Origin of the sequence: Aquiflexum sp. (assembly GCF_041749095.1) — a bacterium.
Lineage (GTDB): Bacteria > Bacteroidota > Bacteroidia > Cytophagales > Cyclobacteriaceae > Aquiflexum.
In genome coordinates, this window is sequence record NZ_JBGTCA010000193.1 from 1 (window position 1) to 18,258 (window position 18,258).

Sequence of the window (18,258 nt, forward strand, 5' to 3'; positions counted from 1 at the left end):
GCCTGCGGTTTCCTTTTCTGCGGCTATAATTGTCCCGAAGGACATTAGGCCAAAGGCAAGTGTTAATAATAGGATTTTTAAAGCACCATTTACTTTAAAAATACATGATTTTGTAAAGTGACCCATAAATTTTTTGATTTGATAGATTTGAAATTAGAAATTCAAAATTATCTATAAACCAATGGGTTATGAGATTTGTAAGGTTATTTGATTATGAATAATTCGTTTAGAAAAAGTGATGGTTTTCTTCCAATATTGCTTATGTATTAAGTTTAAGGTGGGAAAAAAGAGAGAGTAAAAAAAATGATTTTTGAAAGTTAATTTTGAATAATATTTGCCACTATTTTACAATGGGATTCAAAGGTGTATCGATCTCCTTTCCTATCTCAGCACCGGGGCACCAGGTATTCCAGTCATTGATCTGATTGGAGTTTTCGGGATTTTTCAATTTTGATTTGGCATCCATATAGATAATGGTCATTACTTTTCTGACCTGATCCGTTTGATTGGCTCCGGCCCTGTGAAAAATCCAACCAGAATGGAAACTCACTTCGCCCAAATCAAAGGGCTCAATGACATGGTCAAAGTTATTGATGCGGAGATTTTTTTTGATCTGAACCTCTGATTCGTCCCCAATTGCCAATTCCCTTCCAAATACAATCTGATGGCTTTTTGCCGAAAATTCCAATGCACCCATTTCCAATGGTGTCTCCTGCAAAGGAATCCAAGCGGTGATGGTCCTGTCCGTATCAATCGGCCAATAATATTGATCTGCATGCCATGGAGTGATTCCTCCTCCGGCCTCTTTGAACAATGCCTGATCGTGGTAAATCCTTACTTTTTCGCAACCCATCAGGTCGGCAGCAATCTGCCCCAACCTTTTGCTCAACACCAACTTGGCAACTTTCTCATTTTCCCTCCAAAGGTTAAAAATCTGTAAAAAAGCCTTTCCATAAGTGTCCCTTTCCTCTACAGGTGCTTTCTGGGTGTTCAGTTTGTCCACTTCCTTGCTGATCACTTCATTGAAATGGGCGATCACCTCGGGGCTGAGAACATTTTTGAGTTTGATAAAGCGGTTTTCAAGATAAAATGCCTTGGCTTCGTCTGAGACAGGATAGGTTTCTTGGAGTAGGGGGAAGTTCATGATTAATGGCTCATTTATGGGTGTAATTGTTATTAATTTTTATACTTAGTCCTCAAATGCTCTTTGGACCATGCTTCAATTTTGTCTTCTCCCCAGTCTTGCTCCACAAATAGTTTGTCTACTTCATTACTTACATTATCGGCAATATAGGCAACCAATATCGACTTGATCTCTTTGAGTTGCTTATCGCTTAAATCAAATCTAAAAATTTTGAGAAGCTCTAGCTGAAGATTTGTTAATTTTTTGGTTGATTCCATTTCATTTTCATCCTTGATGGTAAGTTAATGCTATTCGGTTTTACTTGCAAATCCTTATTACCCTCTTCTTTGTTGCTTTGGTAAAAGATTATAATTCTTTAGGTTTAAAGGTTTAAATCAACGATTTGACCTAGCAATAAGATGGAAGTGCGATCATTCAACATATGATCAATAAAGGAAATCGGTCTGGGTCAGAAATGGATCATTGGTTTGGTTTACAGCAAGTTCCCGGCTTCTGTTTGGAAAATAAATATACTGCTATCGGTCCCACCGCAATCAAAGAGAAAAGATAATCATGTCTATCCCAAAAAACAGCAACAAAACCATCCTAAAGTTGATGGCATTAGGACCGGGCATTATCACAGCCGCACTGGTATTTGGACCAAGTAAGATGACCATTACGTCAAGATTGGGGGCTGAGTATGCTTATGATATGCTTTGGATTGTAGTAGTGGCTATATTTTTTATGCTGATTTTCACTTCAATGGGTGCGAGAATCGGGATGAGTAGTGAACAAAGCTTACTCACACTTATTCAAAATAAATGGGGGAAATTAGGAGGAATCATCATTGGTTTGGGAGTTTTCCTGGTTTCTACCTCATTCCAGGCCGGAAATTCCATTGGCGTAGGCATAGCGGTAGCTGAGGCAAGTGGCACAGCACCATGGATCTGGATTCTGGTTTTTAATGTCTTAGGGGTTGGTTTGCTGTTTTTCAAAAGTTTTTACAAGACTTTGGAAAGGCTGATGATTACTTTGGTGGGGATCATGCTTTTTTCATTTTTGACGACAGTTTTTCTGGCTAAGCCTTCTTTTGCCGGAATCGTAAACGGATTTATTCCTTCTATTCCTGATGGTTCAGAAGGTTTGTTGATAGCATTTATAGCATCTTGTTTTTCAATTGTAGGAGCATTTTATCAGTCTTATTTGGTACAGGAAAATAGAAAGCCGGGTCAAATAGCAGAAAACAAAAGTGCCACAGGAATTGTGATTTTGGGAGCGATGAGTGCAGTGGTGATTATCTGCGGTGCTGCTGTCCTACACCCCCAAGGGATTCAGGTAAACAGTGCTTCGGAAATGTCCATGGCCATAGAACCATTGTTCGGTTCCTATGCTTCGCATTTATTCTTAGCAGGATTGTTCGGGGCCTCTTTTTCATCCTTGGTAGGGAATGCAACAGTTGGAGGAAGTTTACTCGCAGATTCACTTGGTTTTGGCAAGAGTCTAAATGACAAAGTTGTCAAGAGTTTTATAGCTTTGGTAATGATTTGTGGAGCCGCTATCTCTTTGATTTTTGGAAAACTACCACTTGAGCTGATCATATTTGCCCAAAGTGCAACCATTTTTCTAGTGCCATTTATTGGCGTGGCAATGTTTGCCATCGCCAATGATGTCAGTATAATGAAAAAGAATGTGAACACTTACTTTTCAAGATATGCAGGCATGATAGGCTTGTTGATGCTTGTGGGACTCGCAACATGGAATTTCTATCAATTATTTATAAAATAAATGCCTTTGAAAAACACAATGGTAAGGAAAACAATATGAAAGATTTAAAAACTTTGGAGCAAGAGATGTTGGTGCCATCTGAGGCATTGATACGGGATATTGCCAAGATCGAGGGGGATATTTTACTTCTTGGTATTGGCGGGAAAATGGGGCCGGGTATGGGCAGGCTTGCAGTTCAGGCCTGCAAAGCTGCAGGTGTAGAAAAAAGAATTATTGGCGCATCAAGATTTTCAGACCAAAAAGCAAAAGCAGCATTGGAGGAAGATGGAATAGAGACTATTTTGTGTGATCTTCTGGATGATGAAAAATTGCAGGGCTTACCTGATGTGAAAAATGTTATTTACTTGGCGGGGAATAAGTTTGGGACTACAGGAAATGAAGGATTCACTTGGGCGATGAATGCCTATTTACCCGGCAGGATAGCTGAGAAATTCAAAAATTCCAATATTGTGGTTTTTTCTTCCGGAAATGTACTTCCTTTTGTCCCTGTCACTTCCGGAGGGGCTTCGGAAGACACTGTCCCGGATCCAATTGGTGAATATGCCCAATCCTGCTTGGGCCGGGAAAGGGTTTTTGAATATTTCGCAAAGAAAAACCGGACCAAAACACTGATATACAGACTGAATTACGCAGTTGACTTTCGGTATGGTGTGATAATGGAAATTGCAAAATCTGTTCTGGCAGGTATTCAAATTGATCTCAGAACAGGGAATGTCAATGTCATCTGGCAGAATGATGCGAATGATATTGCTCTCCGATCTTTACTGCATTGTGAATCTCCGGCTAAAATATTGAATGTGACCGGTCCTGAGATTCTTTCCATTAGATGGATTGCAGAGCGTTTTGGTGAATTATTCGATAAAACCCCTCACTTCATCAACGAACCTACCGGGACAGCTTTATTGAACAATGCCTCAGAATGCCATCGGATTTTTGGCTATCCAAGAGTTACAATAAGAGAGATTATCGATATCACAGCAACTTGGATACTCCAGGGTGGTGACGAATTTGGTAAACCAACACATTTTCAGGAGAGAGGAGGGAAATTCTAATGAAACAACTAAGTACTACCTTAAAAGCACATTTGCTGGATGGTACTGTCATTCCGGCCCATCCTTTGGCACTTCATTTTGATAGAAGCTTAGACGAAGTAAAGCAAAGACAATTGACCCGATACTATATTGCTGCAGGTGCCGGAGGTATTGCTGTTGGGGTTCACTCCACACAGTTCGAAATTAGAGATCCTGAAATAAATCTTTTTGAAAGGGTCCTTAAATTGGCTTCAGAGGAAGTGGAAAAGCCAAAACCGGAAAGGCCATTTTTGAAGATAGCCGGGATTTGCGGACCTACCGAGCAGGCTATTTCTGAAGCTAAAATAGCTTTGGAATATGGTTATGACATGGGTTTATTGAGTATGGGAGGATTGAGGGACTGGACAGAATTACAAATATTAGAAAGAGTCGAGAAAGTTGCCCAACTCATTCCTGTTTTTGGTTTCTATCTTCAGCCTTCGGTTGGAGGTAGAATTTTCAGCTATGATTTTTGGTCAAAGTTCGCTGAAATCCCAAATGTGGAGGCGATCAAGTGTGCCTCTTTCAATCGTTACCAAACACTGGATGTAATGCGGGCTGTAGCCGGCAGCAGCCGAAAGGATGATATTGCCATGTACACCGGCAATGATGATAATATCGTAGCAGACCTTTTGACCAAATATCGGTTCAATATAGATGGTGAATTCCACGATAAGGAATTCGTTGGGGGATTGCTTGGTCACTGGGCAGTTTGGACCCAAAAGGCAGTGGAACTTTTGGCCGAAATCAAGGACTGCAAATTGAATCAAGATGAAAATGGGTTCAAAAACCTGCTGACAAAAGGCATAGCAGTGACTGATGCAAATGCAGCAATCTTTGATCCGGCAAATAGCTTTCACGGCTGTATACCCGGAATCCATGAAATTTTGAGAAGACAGGGCTTATTGTCCGGAACATGGTGTTTGAACCCGGATAAGAAACTCTCCCATGGCCAAAAGGAAGAGATCGATAGGATTTATTCAAGTTATCCCGAACTGAACGATGATGCATTTGTAAGGTCATTTATTTTGGGTGATAAATGTTAACATAATCTGTTGTAATCAATGCCATTTTGGAATTTTCATTAAATTGGCTTTTTGAAATGAGTTTCTGCCCAATGTAACCCTATCAAACCATAAACCCCAAATGCTGATACTTTTGACCATCCTCTTGGCCTTGGCACTGATATTAGTGGCCATTGTCAAATTTGATATCCATCCTTTTTTAGCACTTTTTGTAGGAGCCATATTGTATGGACTGATGTCAAGGATGTCAACCGACCTTATCCTCAAATCCATTTCTGATGGTTTTGGTGGTGTTTTGGGAAATATTGGCTTATTGATTTTGTTCGGAGTGATCATGGGCACTTTCCTGGAAAAAACAGGTGGGGCGTTGGTGATTGCGGAAAAGATTCTCTCTTGGATCGGGCAGAAATCCGTCACCAAAGCCATGCTGATCTGCGGTTATATCCTGTCCATTCCTGTATTTGGGGACAGCACCTTTATCATGTTGAATCCTATCAGCAAATCACTTTCCTTGAAAAGCAAGGTTCCGTATGCAGCCACTACCATTGCAATCGCATTAGGGGCAACAGCAAGTCATTCTTTGGTTCCGCCTACACCGGGTCCAATCGCCACGGCGGGGATTTTGGATGCCGATTTGGGAATGATCATCTTTTGGGGCATCATCATCAGTTTGACTTCGCTGGTTCCGGCATATTTTTTTATTAAGAACTTCGTTTCAAAAATCCCTTTGGAGCCTGTATTGGCAGAAATTGATCCTACCATTGTGGTTGCCAAAGCCCCATCCGCAACAAAATCCTTCCTTCCGGTCATTATTCCATTGGTCCTGATCATTTTGGCATCTATTGCCAAGTATCCCTCAAAGCCTTTTGGGGAAGGGGAATGGGTTTCAATCATAGAATTTGTGGGCAGTCCTGTTATAGCGTTGTTATTGGGCGCGATTTTATCCTTTACACTTCCTCCCAAATTTGACCGCAAAATCTTATCTGCAGGCGGATGGATGGGGGAAGCCATTCAGATTGCCGCGCCGGTGATTTTGATTACAGGTGCAGGTGGCGTATTTGGGAAAATGCTTCAAAATTCAGGAATAGGGGATTTGGTAAGCGAAAATATGAGCGGCGCAAATTGGGGAATATTTTTGCCCTTTTTAATTGCTTTTTCTCTGAAAACAGCCCAGGGTTCATCCACTGTGGCCATGATAACCACTGCCTCTATCATTGCTCCATTGTTGGTGAGTTTGGGATTGGATTCCGAGACGATGAAGGTGTTTGTGGTGCTTTCCATTGGAGCAGGTGCCATGGCCATTTCCCATGCCAATGACAGTTTCTTCTGGGCAGTCACCCAACTATCGGGTATGTCCATCCGGCAGGGAAACAAGACTCACAGTCTGGGTACTTTGATCTTATCACTTACAGCAATTTCTGTAATTTTCATCATTACCTTATTTTATTAGAAAATTCAACGGGCTGTCCAGCCTCCGTCCACAGTTATCAGAGAACCCACCATATAGCTTCCTGCCTCACTTGCCAACAAAAGGGCAGCTCCTTGGATTTCTTTTAGTTGACCCCATCTTTCCAATGCAGTGGCGCCAACAATAAACTTCTTGCCTTCCTCTGTATTTGCAATAGGAACATTCATGGCTGTCAGAAACGGACCCGGGCAAATGGCATTGACACGGATTCCAAATGGTGCCAATTCGAGACCCAAAGCCCGTGTCATTTGGACCACGGCACCTTTGCTGGAAGTGTATGGGGTACGGTTTGCTAGACCAACTATTCCCAGCGTACTGGCCAAATTGATGATTCTTCCCTTTTGAGCATTTTTCATAAATGGGGTGACAGCCCTGTTACAAAGCCAAGTTCCGGTGACATTGATATCCATTACTTTGGAAAAATCCTCCAATGTCAGTTCGTCGATGGGTCCCCTGATATTGATGCCGGCAGAATTGATCAGAATATCAATCTTGCCAAATACATCCATGGCAGCTTTGGCCATGGCTTCTGTCTGCGTTTGATCCGAAACATCTGCCGAAAAAGCCAAGCATTTAACACCATAAGTATTGGATAATTCCTTTGCAGCAGCTTCTCCTTCATCCAAATTCCGGCTTACCAACATGATATCAGCACCTGCTGATGCCAAACCTGCGGCCATTGCCAATCCCAATCCTTTGGAACCACCTGTGATGATGGCAGATTTTCCCTTCAGGTCAAAAAGCTTGATGCCCGGTAGTTTACTGTATTCTTCTAAGTTTTCCATAATATTATTTTTCATCTGTTATAACTTGATTTTTAATGGTCAGATGGAATCCCTGCCTGCGGTAGGCAGGTCGCATGGTGGATAATCTTCCCAGTTTGTGATGCTATGAGTCACGCTTGATTTAAATACTTAATTTATCAATCAGACATTCCACATTGGGATGTATCCATAGAAAAGTGGCAGGACATTGGGTTGTGATTTGTTTGGACAAAATCTGGTCAATGGCATCCTTTTTTCCTTTGCCGGTTATTAAAAAGATTATCTTTTTACTCATCATGATATCCTTCATGCCAACACAAAGCCCATAAGCAGGTTCACTTCCTTTTGACAAAGTCGGGTCATGTTGAATGGTTGATGCAGCCAATTTGGCTTTGTGGAATTCCGGTTCCAGGTAGTCATTAGGTTCATTGAAAGCGATATGACCATTTCTCCCCAATCCAAGGATACAGATATCAAAAGGACCGTTTTGGGAAATATAGGATTTCATGTTTTCAATCTCCATCGCAACTTTTTCGGGTGCCGTGTCATAACCCTTGTATTGCTTTTCTGTAATTCCCAGAGGGCCCAACAGATGCTTTTTCAGATAGCTTTCGCAGGAATCGGGATGGGAGAGTGGGATGATTCCCCATTCATCCATTTTGACCACTTTCATTTTATTGAATAATTCTTTATTCTCTGCCATACCGGCATACATTCCTGTGGGTGAATTCCCTGTAGCTGCACAAAAAAGCAGATCCGGCTTGGAAGTGACTTTATCCATCACTATTTGAGCAGCTTTTTGACTCATAGAATTGTAATCTTTACAGTAGGTTATTTTCATCTGATGAAACTAGGTTTTGAAAATCAAGTGTATGGTTTTCATAATATACCATTTTATCCCTCATGGAAAAAGGTGTATTGAAGAGATGGATGAATTGGATGAGCAGTGGATTTAAATAAATCTCTTATTTTTATTCAAATTATTTCGCCTATGTCTAACTCCATTAAATTTCTCAGCTCATTCTTTCTATTTCTTTTTGTATCATTCATACTCAAAGCTCAGGAAACCAGAGTATTCGAAGGTGGAAAAGAGGGTCATGCTATTTATCGGATTCCGGCCATTATTTCTTTGCCTAATAGAGAATTGTTGGCCTTTGCTGAAGGCAGGGTGCATGGAGCTGAGGACTTTGGGGAAATTAATTTGGTAATGAAAAGAAGCTCGGATCAAGGACAGACTTGGACTCCATTACAGATATTAATAGATTATGATTCCCTTCAAGCCGGTAATCCTGCCCCGGTATTGGATCTCCATGATCCAAAGCATCCACAAGGTGTAGTCTACCTGTTTTACAATACCGGAAACAACCATGAGTATGAGGTCAGGATGAATCAGGGGGTGAGAGAGGTTTGGATGATATAATCTTTCGACTTTGGAAATTCCTGGGAAGAACCTGTCAACATTACCCTACAGACGCATCGGCCAAACAATCCTCAATTTAACCCCAAATATAACTTCAAAGAAGATTGGAGGCATTACGCCAACACGCCCGGTCATGCTTTTCAGTTTCAGAAAGGGAAATTTAAGGGTAGGATATTCGTAGCCGCCAATCATTCTGTCGGTTCTCCAAAGGATAATTTTGAAGAATATCAGGCACATGGATTTTTTACTGATGACCATGGGAAAAGCTTTCAACTTTCTGAATCCATCAGATTTCCGGGATCCAATGAATCCATTGCTGCGGAACTATCAGACAATAAAATGATCATGAGTATTCGAAATCAAAGAGGTGATATCCGGAGTAGGATTCTGGCTTACTCTAGTGATGGAGGTGCCAATTGGGATACAGCATATTTTGAAGATTCGCTTCCTGACCCTGTATGTCAGGCATCTATTATATCGATTGGCAAAAGGGATGGGAAAATGATCCTAGCACATTCGAATGCTTCGGATCCAAATCAAAGAAATAACCTGACCATCAAAATCAGCTACGATGAAGGTACGACTTGGACAAAATCCATTTTGGTGGACAGGACTGATGATCCGAATAAATTACCTTGGACTGCTTACAGTGACCTGTTGAATATCAACAAGAATACATTGGGAATCATATATGAAAGGGCCAATTATTCTGAGATTGTTTTCAAAACATACATTTGGGAAAAGGAATGACCAGGGTTTAGTTCTTTTTTATTAAGGTAATCTTCCTCAAATCCAAAATGGCTCCATCCTCTTCAAAAGCTTCGTTGGATTTGAAAATCACTTTTTCATAGCCCTTATTCAATTTGATGGTGCCTATGGATTTCCTTTTGAAAGTCTCCCATGAACCTGATTTCTCCACTTTTCCCAACAACTTTTCTTTTCCGGCTGACAAAACGAATTCTTTTCCGGCCTCCTTATCAGAAACCGACCAATCCAACCAAACTTCATATTTTCCATCCATTGGTACGTCAACTTCCCACAGCACGCTATCATTGGAGGTGAACCAGCCAAAAGCTTTCCACTCAGGCATGTATTTGATTGCGGGACCAATCCCTTTGCCATTTTCAGCGGTCAGTCGGAGTTGGCCATCTTTGGATGGCCTGACCAGTTGGGGAATATTCATGGTGTCGGCAATGACCGATCTCGTTTCATTTACATATTTGGCAATTGTCCCGATTGGTGCTATCCAGATTCCATTGGCAGGATCATTGGCATATTCAGCCAGCTTTTTCAACATGCTCAGGTAGGTAGTCTGATTGCCGGAATGATCAGTATCATGACCTGCCAGTACCAGCCATTGCCCGTTTTTGGAAGCAGATTCGATCAGTGGCAATATTTCTTCAAATTCTTTCTGGTCCATTTCCATTCCGGTCAATTGTGCCAAGTCTGCATAAATCGGATCGGAGGGGGCTTCATCCATCCAACCTCTTCCTGCCAAAAACACCTCAGAAATCAAGGGTACTAGGCTTTCGGTATGGATTCCTTTGCCGACAAATTTCTGTCCACAGGGATAAGCATAAACGTTGGGAACGACACCCAGGAGTTTTTCGATTTCAGCATTAGCCTGCACCAGTTCTGCTCTCATCCTGTCCAAGGTGTAATTTTCCAATGCCCGCGCTCTGGCCCAGACAAAATTTCCACTACAAGGATGCAGAATGGAATGATTGCCCATTTCATGGCCCTGTACCACTGCCTTTTTCCAGCTTTCCAAGTCTTTTTCCACACTGGCAGGATGCACAAAGAAAGTGGCTTTGATGCCGTATTCATCCAAAAGCGGAATTCCTAACCTTGTATTGCTGGCGCGGGAATCATCGAAACTTAAACTGAGCGCCATCTTTTTCCCTTCAGGCCATGGGAAGCTCTGGGCTTGCACCAAAGGCGGATTTACAATAGGCAATAGCAAAAGGATTTGAATGAGGATATAGTTTGATTTCATTTCTTCATGTTGGGTTTAAAGATTGAGGTTAATTGGTTTTAAGGATGAAGGCCAATAAGTCAGCCATTTCCTGTGGATTGATGTTGTTTTCAAGTGAAGGCATGGCGGAAATATCCATTACTGTCAAAGAGCGGGTATCCTGCCTCGCGATACTTCTTTCCTGACCTCCGGCAAATCTTAGTAGGATTGCAGTCGGAGTTTCCGAAGCAATCAAACCCTGTAAATTTTCCCCATTTTGCATTTCAACCGACCAAAGGTCATAGCCATCTGCAATGGAAAGGTTGGGAAGAAGAATGTCACTAAGGATGTTTTCCGGTCTCCTGTTTTTCATGGTTGCAAGGTCAGGACCAAATGCCAATCCCATATCCGTTCCCATCTTGTGGCAAATAGCACAGTTCTCCTGATATATGGTTTGACCTTTTAATTGTGTTCCTTTAATAGTTAGTGAGGCCTGATATTGTTGCAGGATCTCTTCACTGCTTTTTTCTTCTTTGTTGATGAGTTGCCGGGCACGGGTACGGAGTGGGATATTGGAATTGTTCATCAACCTGACACTCCTTGGCCACCCCAAATTGTTTGGTTGGATGATGCCATCTTCCATAGCATCCAACAAAATGCTGATTCTGTCATTGCTGACCAAAAAGGTATTCAATCCCTCTTCTCTTAAATTGGGTGTCAATGTTGGCCAGGATTCCACCACAAATTCAGCGACAGTGTTATCTGAAATACGGCTTAAGGCTTTAATTGCTTCCAACTGCACTGCATTTGGTTCAATTGGATTTACCAGATTTTTGAAAAAAGTTTTATTTTCCTCTGAATTGAACAGGGAAAGAAAATTGATGCCGATAACTCTTTCATCTTCGGGCAAGCTTTTGTTTGCTGCAATGTTTTTGGCTTTTTCTTTTAAGGTTTTGGATCGGGAAGATTCAGTCACTCCAATTACTTTTAAAAGATCCAAAGAAGCCTGCCGGACCTGAATGGATGGATTTTCAAAACAGGCAGTCAACAGCATATTTTCAACAGGTCGGAAAGTTGGTCCCTGAATTTTTTTGCTTTGGAGTCCTTGGGCCAAACCGGTCAGAAGTGGCGCTTGCCAGTGACTTTCATGTTCTGAGTTGGTAATAGTGCCTTTGCTGATTAAATCCATAATGGCATCTTTATCCAAACCGGATGCTGTCATGGCACTTAACCGCTGCACTAATTTACCATAAGCAGGATTGTCTTTCTTATAGTTTTTCAAGGTAGCCTGCATCAATGTTTTATTTTCCTCGAATGGAGCTGACAAAGCAGCTACCTGCATCCATTCATCCTCAATATTTTCAAACAATAATTTTTCCCTGGCCAAGGAAGCGGCTTTACTTTTCAAAAACCCAAGAGTACAAAGAAGTTGAAACCGTATTTTTGGATCTTTATCGGAAGTTAATTGAAGCAGGGCAGATTCCATTTCAGGGTATTCAGATAAATGAAGTTCTGCAATCTGAATGGCATTTTTCCGTACTCCCGCCTCTTTATCTAATAGGGCATTGATGATCAGTTCCGGGTTTGTTTTACCAAGACCTTCCAATGTCCACAAGGCATGAACCCTTCCCTCAGGCTTTTGATTATTATTTGCCAATTCCAATAACTCCTCCGGAAGCTCTGAAATTTTTCTGTCCACCAAAAGTCTCTGTGCATTTCTTCTCCACCATATATTGGGGTCAGCCAATTTTAGAACCAATTCTGCATTTGTAAAATCCCCCAACTTCAATTTATCGGACCAGTCCAAGGCCTTGGTTCCTTTTGGGGTAATTCTGTAAATCCGGCCATTATCTGTACCATTATACAATGCCCCGGAATTCACGACATCCTCCGCCATCCACTCAGGGTGCTCGATATACTGCCTGTAATAATCAAGAAGGTAAAGCGCACCATCAGGACCAATATACATATTGACCGGTCTGAACCAAGAATCGGTGGATGCCAGAAATTCCTTGTTAGGATGTTGGCGGCTGGCTTTGAAAAGTGTTCCATTGTCCGAAAGCAGGTCTATATGCAAAATATTGCTTACAGGTTCGGCTATAAAAACTGCTTTGTCATATTCGGAAGAAAAAGCAGCACCAAGATAAGCTGTGATGCCACAGGCTGAAGTCATCACTCCCAAATCGGTCAAGAGTTGATGCTCGGGATTTTTGGTGATGGGGAAGACCTCTGCGGCATTGCCATGGTCAGAAATGGATTCGGTACTCTGTGCAACCAGCAGATAGGGATTGCGGTTGAGGTACCTTGCAGGAATGACATCCTGTATGATATGGTTATTATTATTGATCACAAAGCGATGGCCCCATTTGTCAAAAGTGTGCCCAAATTGGGTTCGGCTTGCCAATACTTCAAGTTCGAAACTATCAGGGAGAAACCTGACACTCCTGCCACCTGCGTTTTGGGACAAGCGGACTTCTTCAGGATTTGCCGGAAAATGGATTTCAGAGCCTCTGTCCCCCAACAAATCTTGGTAGGTATTGGTAGATACTGCCGGTTCATGTCCAAGATAGATCCAATTGTCCAAACCCAACCTTGGGCTGTTGACATTGTGTTGGGGGTTGGATACTGCAAATCCGGTCAGGACTATTTCCAGGATATCAGCTTTGCCGTCTCCATCACTGTCTTCCAGATAATAAGCATGTGGAGGATCGGTTACAAGTATTCCCTTTTTCCACCTTAGGATTCCTGTAGGAAGCTTAAGGCTGTCCGCAAATACAATGCTTTGGTCCATTTTACCATCGCCGTTGGTATCGGACAAAAGTTTGATTTTTCCACTTCCACTCAGATCTAGGGGATATCCATGCATTTCCACGACATACATTCTGCCGTATTCATCAATTTCCATGTCCACAGGATCCGAAATCAAAGGCTCCCCTGCAATCAGTTCAATCTGGAATCCATCTTCTAATTCAAAAGTCTGAAGGGCATTTTCCAAAGATCTTTCCATGGGATCATTATTTGATTTTTGGCAAGAAAGGCAGGCAAACAAAAGGATTAGCAAAGGATGGAGGAGTGTTTCTACCTTAAAATAAGCTTTTGGCATTATGGGATTACTTTGGATCGGGGTGATGATGCGTGGATGAATCAATGGCATTTAAGTAAACTGTTTGTTAGGTAAATTCGAGGCTAAAGTTTTTTTGGTTTTCCGTTGATTTTAAATGTAAGGAATAGCGGATTTTTATCCTAAAGGTTTTACAGGAGCAAGATCTTAAATCTGGGCTTTGGATCTTCCGCCACGGGGGAGATAAATGACAAGGAGGTGCTTTTAACACAATTGAACCAATAACAGGGTGTATGAGAAGTGAAAGGCTTTCCCTTGTCACTTCGATCCCGATAGCTATCGTGGAGAGAAGTCTATTACCTTCAGGACAGAGAAGATTTCTCTCTACGTTCGAAATGACAAGGAGAGGCCTCTGACACAATTGAACCAAAACCTTTATTGAATCATAAATTTGAAAAAGAATACTTTGAATTTCCCTAACTTACCTCTCAAAACCCACCTCATGAACAAAAGGAACTTTGTCAAAAACACCTCTGCCCTGATTGGGGGAGCATTGGTTTCACCCTGGATTTCCTGTTCGCCTAAAAAACCTGAAACTATGGATGCTGATTATCTTTTGAACTGGGCGGAGAATTTCCGCTTTAGCACTGACAATGTCCACTATCCCAAAACAATTACGGATGTTCAGGAACTGGTCAGAAAAAGCAATTCACTGCGGGTTTTGGGTTCCAGGCATTCCTTTAACAGGATTGCGGATTCCGAAGAGATGCTGGTTTCCTTTAACCATTTGAACAAAGTCATTTATTTAGACAAAGAAAAAATGCAGGTGACAGTGGAGGGGGGAATTAAATATGGGGAGCTATGCACTTATCTGCATGAGAATGGTTTTGCCCTACATAACCTGGCTTCTCTGCCTCATATTTCTGTTGCAGGAACGATTGCCACGGCTACCCATGGTTCGGGATTGGAAAATGGCAACCTATCCACGGGAGTTGCTGCCATAGAATTTGTGAATGCAAATGGTGATTTGGTCAGTTTGGGAAAAGCGGATGAGGAATTCTATGGGGCGGTAGTTGGTTTGGGTGCTTTGGGTCCGGTGACCAAAGTAACATTGGATTTGCAACCGGCGTATGAGGTGGCACAGGTGGTTTATTTGGATATGCCCATGGAATCCCTCAAAGACAATTTCCGGGAAATAATGGGTTCGGGATACAGTGTGAGTTTGTTTTTGGATTGGGCAAGTGATAAGGTTAATGAGGTTTGGGTGAAAAAAAAGGTGGTGCCGGGAGAAGTTCCTGAATTTCCGGAGGAATTTTTTGGGGCCCAAAAAGCAAGTGTCAATATGCACCCTGTTCCATCCATGTCTGCAGAAAGCTGTTCGGAGCAGTTGGGAGTGGCAGGGCCATGGTATGACAGACTGCCCCATTTCAAAATGGAATTTCAGCCCAGTGCAGGCAAAGAGCTTCAATCCGAATATTTTGTACTATTGGAAAATGGCTATGAAGCCATGATGGCGGTAAGGGAAATGTCTGAAAAAATACATCCACATCTTTTTATTTCAGAAATCCGGACCATCAAGGCAGATGATTTGTGGATGAGTACAGCTTATCAAAAGGACTCAGTTGCTATTCATACCACCTGGAAGCAGGAGATTCCGGAAGTAATGGCTTTGCTGCCCCAAATGGAAGCCACGTTGGATAAATTTAACCCCAGACCACATTGGGCAAAACTTTTTACAATCCCTTATGAAATATTGAGCAGCAGATATCCTAAGATTGAAGATTTTAAAACGTTGTTGGCAAAATATGATCCTGAAGGGAAATTCAGAAATGAATTCGTGGATAAAAATATTTTTGGAAAATAGAACCAAAAGAAATAAATATTTTGTGATAGAATTAAACAATTTTGGTAAATTAATCCATCGTTTTCATTTACATTTATGTGGATTCAAAATACATTTCATTACCTGTCTGGAAAGAGTTTCAAACACGGTAAAGAAATTATGATCGGAGTTTGTTTATTCCAGATTGTGGGTGTCTCTCTTTTTTTGTGAGACATCTTTTTGGCTCAGTACATTGAGTTTCTATTTCGCTCAAAATTCAGGACTTTCTTATAGTCCAAGAATGATTTATAGGTATTTTTATTAAGGTTGATATGATTAAATTTTACACCAAGCAGATCCAAGTTGTCACGCTTGTTTTACTTTTATTTTCCCTTGAATCCCAGGCGCAGTTAATGCCTATGGAAATCATTCATTACGGTGGTTCCCCGAATGAAGTGACCAACATGGTGATTGTGGGAGATGGATATACCGCAGCAGAACTGGATAAATTTATCAGCGATGCCAAGAATGCGACAGCAGGGATGTTGGGACAATTGCCTTGGAGAAATTATAAGGAAGGGATCAATGTATATGCTATTAAGGTAGTCTCAAATGTATCGGGGGCAGCTATGAATCCCAACAACCTGATTGATAACTATTTTGGCAGCTCTTATTGGTCCCATAATATTGAGCGATTATTGGTAGCTTGGCGTTCAAGCAGGGTTTTTTCAGTATTATTTTCCAATACCCCTTTCTTTGATATCGGTGTGATCGTGGTCAACGATACCAAATATGGCGGTGCAGGTGGAACCTTCGCTGTTTTTTCCACACATGCCGCAGCCACAGAAATCATGATCCATGAATTGGGGCATTCCTTTGGTGATTTGGCGGATGAATATTGGGCAGGGCCTCAATTTGCCAGGGAAAGACATAATATGACCCAAGATACCGTTCCTGAGACGATTAGATGGAGAGATTTTTTGAATAGAAACGGTATTGGCATTTATCCCCATGCTGAATCACCCACCTGGCATCGACCACATCAAAATTGTAAAATGAGGTTTCTTGGCAGAAGTTTTTGTAATGTCTGTTCTCATCAATTGGAAAAAAGATTGGATTTCCTTTCCACCCCGGAAGCCCCTGCAAGACCCACCGCGTTGTTTGGTGCAGATAATTTGGAAATTAAGCCTGCAGAAAAGGTTAAATTTTTTGACCTTTCAACCCATAATCCCACATCATGGGAATGGACTTTTGAAGGGGGGATACCGGAAGTAAGTAATGAAAAAAATCCTGAGGTTCTTTACCGAACCCAAGGAAAGTATAAGGTCACACTGAAAGCTGGTAATGATTCCGGTGATAATGAATTTTTCCGCAATGAATTTATCAATGTAACAGCTCCTTCCCCCGACCGTACACGGCCTGTTTTGGTTACAAAAAATATAAAAATCGAACTTGATAAAAACGGAGAGGCAACCATTTCTGCGGAAGATATTGATGATGGCACATATGATGATGTGGCACTTGCCGAAATCAGTATTTCAAAAGAAAAATTCACCTGTGAGGATATAGGTAATAATACAATAATCTTTAAAGCAACAGATTCGAGCGGAAATGAAGCCCAAATGGGGGTGACAGTAACTGTAGATGATAAAATCAAACCGACCATCAAAGCAAAAAATGTGGAAATCTATCTTGATTCGGATGGGGTGGGTTATTTGAATCCGAAAGATGTGGATGACGGATCATTTGACAACTGTGAAATCAGTGAAATGACCTTGTCCAAAACTGAATTTGGACGAGAGGATGCAGGTGAAAACAAAGTGATGTTCAACATTAAGGATTCCTGTTCCAATTCTGCTTCCGTGGAGATAACAGTGACGGTGAATATCATACTCTCAACTGAAAACGGGGAGATATTTGAAAAACTTAAAGTTTATCCCAACCCGGCAAATGAGATTATCTTCATTAAGTTTCTGAAATACATTGATCCAAGTTTAGAGTCAATTGAAATCGTGGATGCCAAGGGAAGGATTTTGAACGAAATCAGGGGTTTTGAACGAAATGGGAATGTGATTCCAATTGAAGTAAAAGGCTTGAAGTCAGGACAGTATTTTGTCAAGTTAAACACCCAGAGATCATTAAAATTATTAAGGTTTACCATTTTAAGGTAATTCTTTAAATTCACGACAATGCATCAAAAAATCGATCAAGGTTTATGAAATTTAATTCAATTATTATTCCTGTTGTTTACTTACTGATTTCCTTGGGAGCTTGTAAGGCGTCAAAGGATCAAGTTGAAGGTGAAAATGATACGGAAATATTTTTGGATCAAAGTACTCCAGAAATCCTGATGGTCAGCTTTTCTATGGATTCCAGAGATTCAATTAAGGTGATCAATACTTTAAAAAATCCCGGAAGGCTAAGAGGAGGGTTTGATTCAAAATCAGAACCTGTAGAGGGAGACTTGATTATTTCATTTTTGGGTGAAACAAATATAGTTTGTTCCAAAACCATCGTCGAAAATCCAATGATCAGGAAAGTTGAATATTCTGAAACGGATGATATTTCTACCCTGACAGCCAAAACTATTGAATTGGACAGCGCAGAATTTTTTATCAGGATTCAGTATGATGATTGTTTTAAGCATTTAAAAATTGAAAAATTCACCGATGATATGTTGGTGGATTTAAAATTAATCAGCAATTTTGATCAAAGACCATGAACCTAAAGGTTATCATAAATCAATGGTTGGATAATTCAAATTAA

The 18,258-nt window shown here is 41.2% G+C and carries 15 protein-coding genes; 9 read left to right on the forward strand and 6 right to left on the reverse strand.

Going from position 1 to position 18,258, the window contains the following annotated elements; translation table 11 throughout:
• Window positions 1-340: 340 nt before the first annotated feature.
• Window positions 341-1,144, reverse strand: coding sequence for a phytanoyl-CoA dioxygenase family protein (locus tag ACEW8O_RS09310; protein ID WP_373494354.1), 804 nt, complete (start codon window positions 1,142-1,144; stop codon window positions 341-343).
• 32 nt (window positions 1,145-1,176) lie between these two features.
• A complete protein-coding gene (locus tag ACEW8O_RS09315; protein WP_373494355.1) occupies window positions 1,177-1,401 on the reverse strand; it encodes a hypothetical protein in 225 nt (74 codons plus the stop codon).
• 295 nt (window positions 1,402-1,696) lie between these two features.
• Between ACEW8O_RS09315 and ACEW8O_RS09320 the strand changes: the two genes are divergently transcribed.
• The 4 genes from ACEW8O_RS09320 (at window position 1,697) to ACEW8O_RS09335 (ending at window position 6,453) form a co-directional block, all read left to right on the forward strand.
• Window positions 1,697-2,908 carry an Nramp family divalent metal transporter gene (locus ACEW8O_RS09320; protein ID WP_373494356.1) on the forward strand — a complete coding sequence of 404 codons (1,212 nt, stop codon included), beginning with the start codon at window positions 1,697-1,699 and terminating at the stop codon, window positions 2,906-2,908.
• A 35-nt stretch (window positions 2,909-2,943) separates the two neighbouring features.
• A complete protein-coding gene (locus tag ACEW8O_RS09325; protein ID WP_373494357.1) occupies window positions 2,944-3,960 on the forward strand; it encodes an NAD-dependent epimerase/dehydratase family protein in 1,017 nt (338 codons plus the stop codon).
• Window positions 3,960-5,024 (forward strand): dihydrodipicolinate synthase family protein, encoded by a 1,065-nt coding sequence (locus ACEW8O_RS09330; RefSeq protein WP_373494358.1) that lies wholly within the window; start codon window positions 3,960-3,962, stop codon window positions 5,022-5,024. The genes ACEW8O_RS09325 and ACEW8O_RS09330 overlap by 1 nt, the downstream gene beginning before the upstream one ends.
• A 100-nt stretch (window positions 5,025-5,124) precedes the next feature.
• Window positions 5,125-6,453 (forward strand): GntP family permease, encoded by a 1,329-nt coding sequence (locus ACEW8O_RS09335; RefSeq protein ID WP_373494359.1) that lies wholly within the window; start codon window positions 5,125-5,127, stop codon window positions 6,451-6,453.
• A gap of 5 nt (window positions 6,454-6,458) precedes the next feature.
• Here ACEW8O_RS09335 and ACEW8O_RS09340 read toward each other — a convergent pair whose 3' ends face one another.
• Both ACEW8O_RS09340 and ACEW8O_RS09345 read right to left on the reverse strand, forming a co-directional pair.
• Window positions 6,459-7,271 (reverse strand): SDR family NAD(P)-dependent oxidoreductase, encoded by an 813-nt coding sequence (locus ACEW8O_RS09340; RefSeq protein ID WP_373494360.1) that lies wholly within the window; start codon window positions 7,269-7,271, stop codon window positions 6,459-6,461.
• Between the two features lie 106 nt (window positions 7,272-7,377).
• Window positions 7,378-8,076 carry a 6-phosphogluconolactonase gene (locus tag ACEW8O_RS09345; RefSeq protein ID WP_373494361.1) on the reverse strand — a complete coding sequence of 233 codons (699 nt, stop codon included), beginning with the start codon at window positions 8,074-8,076 and terminating at the stop codon, window positions 7,378-7,380.
• Between the two features lie 150 nt (window positions 8,077-8,226).
• Here ACEW8O_RS09345 and ACEW8O_RS09350 point away from each other — a divergent pair, with 150 nt between their 5' ends.
• Both ACEW8O_RS09350 and ACEW8O_RS09355 read left to right on the forward strand, forming a co-directional pair.
• The gene (locus ACEW8O_RS09350) at window positions 8,227-8,655 is read left to right on the forward strand and encodes a hypothetical protein (RefSeq protein ID WP_373494362.1); all 429 of its coding nucleotides are present in this window, start codon (window positions 8,227-8,229) and stop codon (window positions 8,653-8,655) included.
• 39 nt (window positions 8,656-8,694) lie between these two features.
• The gene (locus ACEW8O_RS09355; RefSeq protein ID WP_373494376.1) at window positions 8,695-9,405 is read left to right on the forward strand and encodes an exo-alpha-sialidase; all 711 of its coding nucleotides are present in this window, start codon (window positions 8,695-8,697) and stop codon (window positions 9,403-9,405) included.
• A gap of 7 nt (window positions 9,406-9,412) precedes the next feature.
• Here the strand turns inward: ACEW8O_RS09355 and ACEW8O_RS09360 are convergent, their stop codons facing one another.
• Window positions 9,413-10,651 (reverse strand): polysaccharide deacetylase family protein, encoded by a 1,239-nt coding sequence (locus ACEW8O_RS09360; protein ID WP_373494363.1) that lies wholly within the window; start codon window positions 10,649-10,651, stop codon window positions 9,413-9,415.
• Window positions 10,652-10,679: 28 nt separating this feature from the next.
• Entirely contained in the window at window positions 10,680-13,616 is a 2,937-nt protein-coding gene (locus ACEW8O_RS09365) for a PVC-type heme-binding CxxCH protein (RefSeq protein WP_373494364.1), read from the reverse strand.
• 556 nt (window positions 13,617-14,172) lie between these two features.
• Between ACEW8O_RS09365 and ACEW8O_RS09370 the strand changes: the two genes are divergently transcribed.
• The 3 genes from ACEW8O_RS09370 to ACEW8O_RS09380 all read left to right on the forward strand — a co-directional run bounded on the left by ACEW8O_RS09370 (window position 14,173) and on the right by ACEW8O_RS09380 (window position 18,214).
• A complete protein-coding gene (locus tag ACEW8O_RS09370; protein WP_373494365.1) occupies window positions 14,173-15,534 on the forward strand; it encodes an FAD-binding protein in 1,362 nt (453 codons plus the stop codon).
• A 290-nt stretch (window positions 15,535-15,824) separates the two neighbouring features.
• Window positions 15,825-17,663 carry a M64 family metallopeptidase gene (locus ACEW8O_RS09375; protein WP_373494366.1) on the forward strand — a complete coding sequence of 613 codons (1,839 nt, stop codon included), beginning with the start codon at window positions 15,825-15,827 and terminating at the stop codon, window positions 17,661-17,663.
• 44 nt (window positions 17,664-17,707) lie between these two features.
• Entirely contained in the window at window positions 17,708-18,214 is a 507-nt protein-coding gene (locus tag ACEW8O_RS09380) for a hypothetical protein (protein ID WP_373494367.1), read from the forward strand.
• Window positions 18,215-18,258: the final 44 nt, after the last annotated feature.